This window comes from Candidatus Neomarinimicrobiota bacterium (assembly GCA_022560655.1).
Lineage (GTDB): Bacteria > Fidelibacterota > Marinisomatia > SCGC-AAA003-L08 > TS1B11 > JADFSS01.
Genome location: JADFSS010000070.1, coordinates 1 through 10,201, shown reverse-complemented (window position 1 = coordinate 10,201; position 10,201 = coordinate 1). Strand labels below are relative to the sequence as shown.

Annotated in this window: 11 protein-coding genes and 1 tRNA gene; 11 read left to right on the top strand and 1 reads right to left on the bottom strand. The window is 57.6% G+C overall.

Annotated features, from left to right (window positions below; all coding sequences use genetic code 11):
* The 8 genes from IH971_09430 to IH971_09395 all read left to right on the top strand — a co-directional run.
* Positions 1-512 (top strand): flavin reductase family protein (locus tag IH971_09430; protein MCH7498058.1); only part of this gene is annotated, 512 nt, incomplete at its 5' end.
* Positions 513-528: 16 nt separating this feature from the next.
* Entirely contained in the window at positions 529-1,359 is an 831-nt protein-coding gene (locus IH971_09425) for a hypothetical protein (GenBank protein MCH7498057.1), read from the top strand.
* Between the two features lie 30 nt (positions 1,360-1,389).
* Complete coding sequence (locus IH971_09420; protein MCH7498056.1) at positions 1,390-3,357, top strand: acetoacetate--CoA ligase; 1,968 nt, start codon at positions 1,390-1,392, stop codon at positions 3,355-3,357.
* A gap of 28 nt (positions 3,358-3,385) precedes the next feature.
* Positions 3,386-3,829, top strand: coding sequence for a VOC family protein (locus IH971_09415; GenBank protein ID MCH7498055.1), 444 nt, complete (start codon positions 3,386-3,388; stop codon positions 3,827-3,829).
* A 29-nt stretch (positions 3,830-3,858) separates the two neighbouring features.
* A complete protein-coding gene (locus IH971_09410) occupies positions 3,859-4,197 on the top strand; it encodes a carboxymuconolactone decarboxylase family protein (GenBank protein ID MCH7498054.1) in 339 nt (112 codons plus the stop codon).
* A gap of 191 nt (positions 4,198-4,388) precedes the next feature.
* Positions 4,389-6,287: a DNA helicase RecQ gene (gene recQ, locus IH971_09405; GenBank protein ID MCH7498053.1), complete on the top strand. Its 1,899-nt coding sequence runs from the start codon at positions 4,389-4,391 to the stop codon at positions 6,285-6,287.
* Positions 6,288-6,557: 270 nt separating this feature from the next.
* Positions 6,558-6,914 carry a DUF2784 domain-containing protein gene (locus IH971_09400; protein MCH7498052.1) on the top strand — a complete coding sequence of 119 codons (357 nt, stop codon included), beginning with the start codon at positions 6,558-6,560 and terminating at the stop codon, positions 6,912-6,914.
* Positions 6,915-6,930: 16 nt separating this feature from the next.
* The gene (locus tag IH971_09395; GenBank protein MCH7498051.1) at positions 6,931-7,374 is read left to right on the top strand and encodes a nuclear transport factor 2 family protein; all 444 of its coding nucleotides are present in this window, start codon (positions 6,931-6,933) and stop codon (positions 7,372-7,374) included.
* A gap of 36 nt (positions 7,375-7,410) precedes the next feature.
* Here the strand turns inward: IH971_09395 and IH971_09390 are convergent, their stop codons facing one another.
* Positions 7,411-7,821, bottom strand: a complete 411-nt coding sequence (locus IH971_09390; GenBank protein ID MCH7498050.1) for a hypothetical protein — start codon at positions 7,819-7,821, stop codon at positions 7,411-7,413.
* Between the two features lie 189 nt (positions 7,822-8,010).
* Here IH971_09390 and IH971_09385 point away from each other — a divergent pair.
* From IH971_09385 to IH971_09375, 3 genes are all read left to right on the top strand, one after another.
* Positions 8,011-8,082 (top strand) — tRNA-Glu (locus IH971_09385).
* Between the two features lie 417 nt (positions 8,083-8,499).
* Positions 8,500-9,108 carry an adenylate/guanylate cyclase domain-containing protein gene (locus IH971_09380; protein MCH7498049.1) on the top strand — a complete coding sequence of 203 codons (609 nt, stop codon included), beginning with the start codon at positions 8,500-8,502 and terminating at the stop codon, positions 9,106-9,108.
* Between the two features lie 272 nt (positions 9,109-9,380).
* The gene (locus IH971_09375) at positions 9,381-10,088 is read left to right on the top strand and encodes an IS6 family transposase (protein ID MCH7498048.1); all 708 of its coding nucleotides are present in this window, start codon (positions 9,381-9,383) and stop codon (positions 10,086-10,088) included.
* Positions 10,089-10,201: the final 113 nt, after the last annotated feature.

Here is a 10,201-nt window from a genome sequence, read left to right as displayed (position 1 = left end):
AGCCTTCCCAAGCGGGCAGCCAGGTGGCGGCGCCGGGTGTGGCCGAGTCGCCCTTCGTTATGGAGTGCCGCTTCCATCAGCATATCGAGCTGGGTACGGACCGCGCCGGCGGCAACCTGGTTATTGGCCGGGTGCTGCTCTTTCGGGTGCAGCCGGAGGTATTGGACGCGGACGGCCGCCCCGACCCCCGCAAGCTGGACCTGGTGGGCCGTCTGGGCGGAACCTGGTATACCCGCGCCACGGACGGCCTGTTCGACGTGCCGGGGCACAGGGCTAAGTCGACCTTGGGCTTTGGGGCCCTGCCGGAGCATCTGCTCACGTCCACCGTGCTCACCGGCAACGATTTGGCCCGCCTGGCAGGGCTGGCGGAGAAGCCGGATACGGCCGCACTTGAAGCGGACTACCAGGAGCGGTACGGCCAGCTATCCACCGAGGAGCTCCACCGGCAGATCAAGTCATTCATTGATGAGGGCAATCTTGCGGCGGCTTGGGCGCTGGCATCGCTCGACTGAAGATCAAGGATAACTGATGAATAGTTCATTCGAAGAACGGTTCGACATTCATATCGGGAGTGAAGAAGCACAAAAGGGGTTTATTCATCAAATCTATAATGAGCTGTTTGAAGTAGTGGGGCGTGGCACATTCGGGTTTAATGGCCCGCAGGATGTAGATAGGCTTGCCGCGACTGCGGTTAGGGAACACTATAGGCCAGGGAAGAGATATTATGAATATATAGACGATGATTTCCTCAATTGCCTAAGGGCAATCGAAAAGTTTTGGGCAAGAGTTGAAGATCTTGCCGGTCACAATTCTTTGGCCGATCATCGCGACAGAGTAAATCAGATAATTATCAATGCCTTACATGAGACTGGCACGTCACTTTCCGTAACGTGGGAGAATGGATACTTTTTGCCCCAGGGTGCTGAGAATCTTGATAGGGGTTTGGTGAATGAACCGCTTCGATGGCTAAGACGTGCTGGCTTGGATAATATTTACAAGCCGTTTGAGAAGGCATTGCTCCATTATCGTGAGTCAAGTGAGCAACCGGAAAAACTCCGTGATGTCGTCACGGATATGTATGAGGCCCTCGAAGCAACGGCCCAAATGGTTAATGACAATGACAAGGGCTTATCAACAAATGCTCAGAAATTCATCGCAAATCTTAGGCTCTCAAATCAGCATAAGGTGATGTTGAACGCATATGTTGACTATGCCAATAAATTTGCAAGGCATGCACAGAAAACCAAAGCGAAGGCAGTTATAGAGGATGCCGAAGCGGAGAACTTTATCTACTTGACGGGCATCTTCATTCGGTTTGCCATTCAGAAATTTGAAGAACAGACGCAGATTGAGAGCTAACTCGAAACTCGTAACAAGTAACTCGCTACCCTGAACGACCCCCTCTACACCCCCACCCCGGACCAGATCACCGGCTCCCAGATGACCGCTTTCCGGGAGCAGGTGAACGCCCGCTACGGGCTGGCCCTGGCCGACTACGCGCAGCTTTACCAGTGGTCTATCGAGTGCATTCCCGACTTCTGGGCTGCCGTGTGGGATTTTGCCGAAATTGTCCATTCCCGGTCCTATACGCAGGTGGTGGATGACGTGACCCGCATGCCCGGAGCCCGCTGGTTTGAGGGTGCGCGGCTGAACTTCGCCGAGAACCTGCTGCGCCACGGGCTTGATCGCACCGGCGCAGGGGGTGGCAGGGTGGCGCTCCGCTTCCGGGGGGAGGACCAGGCGCAGCGGTCGCTTACCTACGCCGAGCTGACCGCCGAGGTGCGCCGCCTGGCGCAGGCTCTGCGCGAGGCCGGCGTGCAGCCCGGCGATCGGGTGGCCGGATTCATGCCCAACCTGCCTGAGACCGTGGTGGCCATGTTGGCGGCGGCGGCTATCGGTGCGGTGTGGTCGTCATCGTCGCCGGATTTCGGTATCCCGGGGGTGCTGGACCGTTTCGGCCAGATCGAGCCGAAAGTGCTCTTCGCCGCCGACGGATACTTCTACAACGGCAAGCGCCACGACTCGCTGGGCAAACTGCGCGGTATCCTCAGCCAGCTGCCGGCTATTGAGCACGTGGTGGTAGTCAGCTACACCGGGCGGCCGGAGCTCACCGACATCCCCGGTGCGGTGCACTGGGATGAGTTCCTGCCTGCTGAGGCCCCGGAGCTGGCCTTCGAGCAGCTCCCCTTTGACCACCCCCTCTACATCATGTACACCTCGGGCACCACCGGCCTGCCCAAGAGCATCGTCCATTCCGCAGGTGGCACGCTCATCCAACACCTGAAGGAGCTGCGGCTGCACTGCGACCTGCGGCCTGACGACACGATATTCTATTTCACCACCTGCGGCTGGATGATGTGGAACTGGCTGGTGAGCAGCCTGGCGGTGGGCGCCACGGTGGTGCTCTACGACGGCAGCCCGGTCTACCCCGACACCGACGCCCTGTGGCGCATGGCAGACGAGCTGGGCATCTCGGTGTTCGGCACCAGCGCCAGGTATATTTCCGCGCAGGAAGGCGCTGGTGAGCGCCCCGCCGTGGCGCACGATCTGAGCCGCCTGCGGGCTATCCTGTCTACCGGCTCCCCCCTCAGTGAGGAAAGCTTCGACTATGTCTACAGCGAGGTGAAGCCTGACCTGTTGCTGGGTTCCATATCCGGCGGCACCGACATTCTCTCCTGTTTCGCCCTGGCCAACCCCACCTTGCCGGTCGTGCGGGGGCGGCTGCAGTGCCGGGGCCTGGGCATGAAGGTGGAGGCCTACGACGACAGCGGCAGTGCGGTGGTAGGACAAAAGGGTGAGTTGGTCTGCACTCGGGCCTTCCCCTCCATGCCCGTGAAGTTTTGGAACGATCCGGATGGCAGCAAATACAGGCAAGCCTATTTCGCCCACTACCCCGGCGTGTGGCGGCATGGTGATTATATCTCGGTATATTCCGATGGCAGCGTCAAGATATTCGGCCGCTCGGACGCCACCCTCAACCCTGGCGGTGTGCGCATCGGCACGGCGGAAATCTACCGCGTGGTGGAAAGCCTGCCGGGGGTGGCTGATGCCCTGGCGGTGGGGCACATGCTCAACGGTGAAGAACAGCTGCTCCTATTCGTGAAGCTGGCTGGCGATACAGTGTTGTCGGTGGAGCTGAAACAGACCATCCGGGACGAACTGCGCTCCCGGTGCTCGCCGCGCCATGTGCCGGCCAGCATCCTGGCGGTGCCCGACATCCCTTACACTATCAACGGCAAGAAAGTTGAGTTGGCCGTGAAACAGATACTGGCGGGCGGTGAGGCCCTGAACCGGGATGCGCTGGGCAACCCCGAGGCGCTGGACCACTTCCGGGACCTGGAGCTACCCTCTGGATGAACATCAGGCCGGAATGGGATCATCCGCATTGAAGGCGCACTTCCTGGGCCATGTGGTCTTTTATGTGCGGGACATGGAGACCTCGCTGGACTTTTACAGGGATCTGCTGGGCTTTGAGGAAGTGGGCTCCTGGGAGCGTGATGCGGTGGCGCTCAGCTCCGGGCGGACCCACCACGAGATCTTGCTTATACGTGTCGGACCGGCTCCGGGCCCCCTGGCTGGTCACAGGTTGGGGCTGTACCACATTGGTATCAAGGTGGGGGACTCGCTGGACGAGCTGCGCTCCGCCCGGGATGAGCTGCTTGCCGCGGGGGTGACCATCGACGGCATGAGCGACCACACCGTGAGCCAGAGCCTTTACCTGCGCGACCCGGACGGCAACGAGGTGGAGCTCTACGTGGACGCCGACCCCGACATCTGGAAACGGGACCCCGCAGCTGTTATGGCGCGCATCAAACCGCTGCGGCTGTAGTCGCAGTCATACCAAACTCAGGAGCAACGATGGGCAGACTCGAGGAATTCAACCGCTTTAGAGAGCACATGAACGAGAAGATCCTCGCCGAGGGCAACCTGGAGACCAAGCGGTTCTTTGGCCTCGACAGCCGGGTCTATGAGGATGGCCGCCTCGACCGCCGCACCAAGGAGATGATGGGGCTGGTGGCCTCGCTGGTGCTGCGCTGCGATGACTGCATCGCCTACCACGTGATCGAGTGCGCTGATCGTGGGGTCGACCGGGAGACCTTTTACGAGCTGTTCAACGTCGGGCTGGTAGTGGGGGGCTCCATCACCATCCCACACATGCGCCGGGCGGTGGACCTGCTAGACGAGCTGGAGGCTTGAGGCAAGGGCCTGGAGGCCGGTGGCTTGGGACTCGTAACTCGCAACTTGCAGCTTTCCTCAAAGGGACCCCTGCGGGGGGATCAGGGATCAAGGTCTTTTGGGCCGGAGCCTTGTGTGGGCTGCTACCCGATCCGTCTGCCTTGATGGAGTGGAGCAACCCACTCAGATGCGGCTGCTAGAGGGGAACCGTGATTCAGGATATTGAAAAAGTATTGAAGGCATATTGGGGTTATGACGGTTTTCTGCCGCTACAGAAAGAGGCCATGGAGTGCGTCCTTGGCAGCCGGGACTCGATTGTCGTCCTGCCAACAGGGGGCGGGAAATCGCTTTGCTTTCAGGCGCCAGCGGTAATGATGCCTGGACTGGCCGTGGTGGTCTCGCCCCTGATTTCACTGATGAAGGACCAGGTGGACGCTCTAACCGAATGCGGCTTGCCGGCGGCGCGCATTGATAGCACTCTGTCCCTCAAGGAGCGGAACGCCGTTTTGGCCCGCATTCGCAATGGAACACTCAAACTACTTTACCTGGCCCCCGAGCGGCTTGTCTCGGACGGCTTTATTGAACGCCTCAAGAAAACCGAACTTTCTTTTATTGCAGTGGATGAGGCCCACTGCGTCAGTATGTGGGGGCATGACTTCCGGCCGGAGTACCGTGAACTGGGGCTGTTGAAGAAGGCGTTTCCCGAGATTGCCATGCACGCCTATACGGCTACCGCCACCGAACAGGTCCGCAGCGACATAGCACGCCAGCTACGTCTTGAAACTCCCGAACTGTTGGTTGGGGCTTATGATCGCCCGAATCTCATTTACAAAGTAACACGGCGCGGCAATATCGTAAGCCAGGTCTGCACCGTACTGGATCGCCACAGGAGCGAATCGGGTATTATCTACTGCATCCGGCGCAAAGATGTGGACAAGATGTGTGCGGCGCTCACCGATAAGGGCTACCGCGTATTGCCCTATCACGCTGGTATGGAGGACCAGGAGCGCAGGATAAACCAAGACGCCTTTATCCAGGAAAGGGTGGACATCATTGTCGCCACTGTAGCGTTCGGTATGGGTATTGATAAGTCGAATGTGCGCTACGTGATTCACGTCGGCATGCCCAAGTCGCTCGAGCATTACCAGCAGGAGAGTGGGCGAGCGGGCCGCGACGGCCTCGAGGCAGACTGTATCCTGTTCTATTCGGGCGGCGACTACGGGACCTGGCAGAGTATTCTCAGGGATATGGACCCGGAACCCAAGGAAATTGCCCTTGGAAAAGTGCAGGATATTTTCGCTTTCTGCACGGGTGTCATCTGCCGGCACCAGGCGATTCTCAACTATTTTGGCCAAGACCTGGACAAAGCCAACTGCGGTGCCTGTGACGTCTGTCTCGGCGATCTGGACCTCATGGAAGACTCGCTGGAGGCTGCCCAGAAAATCCTGTCCTGCATTATGCGTCTGGACCAGCGATTCGGCGCCGACTACACGGCCGCAGTGCTGACCGGTTCGCGCGAGCAGCGAATCCTGAGGAATGGCCATGCGGCGCTGAGCACCTACGGCCTCCTATCCGACTTCAAGAAGCGCACCACACGGGACTGGATTGAGCAGCTCGTGGGGCAGGGATACATTCAAAAGACCGGGGAATTCAACGTCCTGGAGGTTACAGCAAAGGGAAGACACGTCCTGAAAGGAAAAGAGACGCCCCGTCTGCTCAAACCGGCGAAGAAACCCGCCAGGGAGTCCAAGGCAGCGAAGGATTCGTGGGCAGGTGTCGATAAAGGCTTGTTCGAGGCGCTGCGAATGTTGCGGCGGAAGATTGCGGAAGGGAAGCATGTACCGGCCTACATTGTCTTTGGCGATACGGCCCTGCGGGACATGGCTCGGCAAAGACCTACTACGCCCGAGGCCTTTTTGAACGTCAGTGGCGTGGGTATGAAAAAGAGTCATGAATATGGCCCCATCTTCCTGGCTGCAATCAATGAATATATCCTCTCGAGTATGGAGAAAACGGCCGGTGTGTCAGTTAACCTCAGCGGTCCCCAAACGCATAGTCTGGATAAAATTAAGCGGCACTACGCCCGGACCTACGAGAAATGGACCGGATAAGAGGACGAGCGCTTAAGAAGCGCTTAAGAAGACTATACCGCAACGGGACGAGGATTGTAGAAATGGCGACCGCTTTACAGAGAAAACCGAGTGCTATTCAATCGCGCCCTAGGAAATTGGGATTGTCAACGTGAAGAAATTCGAAAGTCTGAAACCTTCTTCCGATGATCGCATTGACCAGGGTTCCCGGTGCGGCATTAAGCCGGATTGCACGCCCGACAGCGGTACGGGCCATTGACATTCCTCTCAGACCTCGTGGTAGCATTTCACATGGCCTATGTTGGCTTTGTGGCGGTGGGCTTCATCCTCATCCTGGTAGGCGCGGCTCTTAAATGGGCATGGATCCTTAACCGGCGGATCCGCTACCTGCACCTGGGGGCCATTGCCTTGGTGGCCGCCGAAGCCCTGGTGGGCCTGATATGTCCCATCACGCTGCTGGAGAACTGGCTGCTGATCGGCTCAGGTCAGGCGGGCCGGGAACGCACCTTTATCGGTCAGCTACTTTACAATTTGTTGTACTACGATTTTCCGTCGTGGATATTTTCGGTAGCTTATATCGCTTTGACTATCCTTGCGATCCTGTTATTGATCGTGATACCACCCAAAGCCAGATCGAAAGCCATCTAGGAGCAAAGGAAAAACGATGGGAAAAAACATTGAGATCGGCAAGTCATTCGAGAATGCGCTTTTCAGCGGCGACCAGGAAGGACTGCGCAAGGTGTTGCATCCCGACGCGGTCTATGAAGTGCTGGGGTCGCCGCCCACGGGGGGCCGCTTTGAGGGCCGCGACCGGGTCATCGCGTCGTTTGAAAACCGGGCCACGGGCCTGGGCCCCGGCTTCGAGTACGAGCAATTTTCACGGAACTGGTACGAGGACGAAGCCCACGGCAAAGTTTTTGTGGAGATCCATGAGCGTAGCTGGCTGCCCGCTCACCCGGACGATATTCTGGAGGTCCGTACCTGCTCCGTGATGACCATTGCCGCTGGGCAGATCATCAGCCTCATCGACTACACCGACAGCCAGGCCTATGCCGAGTTCAAGGCCCGCCACGAAAGCGAGATCCCTAAATTCGCCGGTAAATCCTAAGCCGGCACCCCAACGACTTCGCTCGGCAAGCCTGCCTTAATAACCGGTATCGTCATCACCGTCATCACCTAGAGTGCTTGAAGCGTCGGGCACCTTGATAGTGAAGGTGTGACTGTGAGACGCGTCCGTGGAGGTGCTGCGGGTGATCGTGTCGCCGCTGCCCAGGGCCTGGAAATCGGCCTGGGACAGGGTAAGCGTATGAGTATGTGAGACGCGGCTGGTGGTGTGTGTCCTGCCGCCGGCGGGCGGAGCGTTCACATCGGAGAACCGGATAGTCACTGAGTGGGTATGCCCATTGTTGCTGGATGAGCTCTTCGTGAACCCATCCTCATTACTGCTTGCAGTTACGCTATCGCCGCCGTAGGAGTCGCAGGCGATTTCGGTGAGCAGCAGCGGCAGCAGGCCGGTAGCTGTGGTCGCGTAGATCAGGAACTGTTTTCTCTCCATGGTGCCCCTGTGGTTGCCGCGCCAATATACATTGCAATTCGCGCTCGGGCCAGCTACACAGGCGACAACTCGATAATCATTCATGTGGGCGGACCGTTTCCATGAATGGTTCCCGGAAACGGTTTCAATAATCGGTCTGAATGCCTTGCTGGCCGATTTGCCTGGCGTCTAAATTCACCCGCCCTTTGCGGCCCGTTCGTCTAGTGGTTAGGACTCCAGATTTTCGATCTGGCAACAGGGGTTCGATTCCCCTACGGGCTACAACCTAATTTGTCTACGGGATGCACTGATCTGTGTCGGCAATCGGCGACTTTCAGGCTTTCCTCTAAACGCGCAAACTCCTGCAAAGAACCGCAAAGAACCACACCCAGAGCCGGATACGGAACCGGATACGGGGAGAGTTACCTTGTGTTACTAGCTGGCGACGTGCTGCCACAGTCATCATTCTAAGGACCAGCTGAGATGCATCGGTAGGCACAAACAAACAGCCTCCGTCAAATCCCGTAGGAGGATCGCCTTGGGGGCTTTTGCTATCCCGTTACGCTGCCCGTATATTTGACCTTAGCCCGGCGCCAACCTGATGACCCAGCAGTCCAGACTCTCCGTCCTCCTCACAGAGCTCAAGCACGGCCGAGGATATGGAGTTGCGAAACAGTGCAATCCCAGTAGGCGGCGATCTTGACCCTGCAACGCAAACTGGCTGCCATCATGTTCACCGACATCGTCGGTTATACAGCCCTCATGTCTAGGGATGAACAGATGGCGTTAAATATGTTGGATCGCAACCGGGAGATACTCCGCCCGCTTATTGAGCGTGCCAACGGAGAGTGGCTGAAAGAGATCGGTGATGGTACGCTCTCTGCTTTTATGAGCGCTGTGGAAGCAGTGCAATGTGCCCTGGAAATTCAGCGTTCCCTGGTCAAGGATCAGACCCTGACTCTGCGCATTGGCATCCACGTTGGCGATGTGATATTCAAAGATGCGGATGTTTTTGGCGATGGCGTTAACGTGGCCTCAAGGATTGAACCGTTGGCTGAGCCGGGAGGGATTTGCGTATCCGAGCAGGTTTACGACTCCATTCGGAATAAGCCGGATATCGAAGCCGTCCTTCTCGGTAAGAAAAACCTGAAGGGCATTTCCCGGCCCATCATTATCAATGCGCTGGTCCTGCCGGGGCAGCGAACGCGGCCGGGGCAGTGGCCGGGCCCGGGACCCCCCGCCGGCCGCGGAGCTGGTGGTGCTCATCGCGGCGTCGTCCCCGGAGCTGCACCCGGCGAGCAGGGCTGATCTGTGTCTGGCAACAGGACCGGACAGTTATCCGGCAGGCAGGTTCATGAAACGTGACCTGTTACTTTCACTATGCGCCGAGACGGCGAAAAACCTGCGGCAATGGGTAGTAAAGGACGCGGATTGAGCATCAACTTCGTTCAGTTTTTTGCGGGCCTTACATTGCAGCAATTACATTGTTCGCCAGTTCCGGCGTGGTCCTCAACTGGTCGGCGGGTACTGTCAGAAGAAACCGACTTGAGACGGGCAGGGCGGGGGCTTAGCGTTCTGCCATGACAAAACGCTCCCCATTTCGCTATTTCAAAACCAGCCCCGAGATCATTCGCCTGGCGGTAATGCTGTACATTCGGTTCCCGCTTTCACTGCGAAACGTTGAAGACCTGCTACATGAGCGTGGCGTAGACATCAGCCACGAGACTGTGCGGTATTGGTGGAATAGATTTGGTCCAATGTTCGCCTCAGAAATACGTCGAAAGCGAATTAATCGAATGCGCGCTTACTCGAACTGGAAGTGGCATCTGGACGAAGTGTTTGTGAAAATCAACGGCGAGACCCACTACCTGTGGCGCGCAGTTGATCATGAGGGTGAGGTGCTGGAATCCTATGTCACCAAACGCCGGGACCGCAAAGCAGCACTGATTTTCTTGCGAAAAATCATGAAACGGTACGGCAAACCGGATGTGATCGTGACCGATAAGTTGCGTTCTTACGGCGCGGCGATGAAGGCGATAGGCAATGTCGAGAAACAGCAAACGGGTCGCTGGTTAAACAACCGGGCCGAAAACTCACACCTGCCGTTTCGACGACGAGAGAGGGCAATGTTGCGGTTCAGGCGAATGCACTGTTTGCAGAAGTTCGCGTCCGTTCATTCTTTTGTCCACAACCATTTCAATCAGGAGCGCCATCTCTACTCACGCGCAAATTTCAAGCTCAACCGTACCGCTGCTCTCGCCGAGTGGCGTCAACTTTGTTCCGCATAGGTTCACGGGTTTCGCGGTAAACTGAGACGGGTTCGCATTCGTCTGACAGCACCGCCACGCACCCCAGTCTCTCTTTGGTTGTGCGGTAAACTAGAATATTTCACCGCAATATC

Coding starts and splice junctions, on each gene's coding strand:
- IH971_09400 (MCH7498052.1), top strand. CDS start 6,558: ATGGCCTATGTTGGCTTTGTGGCGGTGGGCTTCATCCTCATCCTGGTA.
- IH971_09410 (MCH7498054.1), top strand. CDS start 3,859: ATGGGCAGACTCGAGGAATTCAACCGCTTTAGAGAGCACATGAACGAG.
- IH971_09425 (MCH7498057.1), top strand. CDS start 529: ATGAATAGTTCATTCGAAGAACGGTTCGACATTCATATCGGGAGTGAA.
- IH971_09390 (MCH7498050.1), bottom strand. CDS start 7,821: ATGGAGAGAAAACAGTTCCTGATCTACGCGACCACAGCTACCGGCCTG.
- IH971_09375 (MCH7498048.1), top strand. CDS start 9,381: ATGACAAAACGCTCCCCATTTCGCTATTTCAAAACCAGCCCCGAGATC.
- IH971_09395 (MCH7498051.1), top strand. CDS start 6,931: ATGGGAAAAAACATTGAGATCGGCAAGTCATTCGAGAATGCGCTTTTC.